Annotated in this window: 1 protein-coding gene; it reads right to left on the reverse strand. The window is 39.6% G+C overall.

The features are described from left to right. On the reverse strand, nucleotides 1–528 hold a 528-nt coding region (locus RH81_RS17055; protein ID WP_033962364.1), incomplete at both ends, for a hypothetical protein.

Raw genomic sequence — 528 nt, forward strand, 5'->3', positions numbered from 1 at the left:
CTCACAGTCTGTACCTTCTAATCCATTACTATATGTAGCGTCGTCTGCTGCAAATCCTGCTGCATCTGAACACATAACATTAGTTGGAAATTCTGGAGCTGATACATCTGCCATTGGCGCTGGATCAACATCTATTACAAATGGTCCTGCACTTAATGGGTTTTGACATACGTCTACTCCATTATATGTAACTGTGATTGTTCCTCCACATGATGTGTAATCTTTTACTACAGTTGCTTCGATACTTCCTGAGATTTCACATAAGCCAGTTAATCCATTTGTATAACTAGCGTCATCTGCTGCAAATCCTGCTGCATCTGAACATGCTATCTTATCTGAAAATTCTGGTGCTGTTACTTCAGCCATTGGTGCTGGATCTACGTTTATTACGTATGGTCCTGCTACTAAGTCACGCTCACATAAATCCTTACCATTGTAAGTAATTGTGATTGTTCCTCCACATGATGTGTAATCTTTTACTACAGTTGCTTCAATACTTCCTGATATCTCACAGTCTGTACCTTCTAA

This window comes from Psychroserpens jangbogonensis (assembly GCF_000797465.1).
Taxonomy (GTDB): Bacteria; Bacteroidota; Bacteroidia; order Flavobacteriales; family Flavobacteriaceae; genus Psychroserpens; species Psychroserpens jangbogonensis.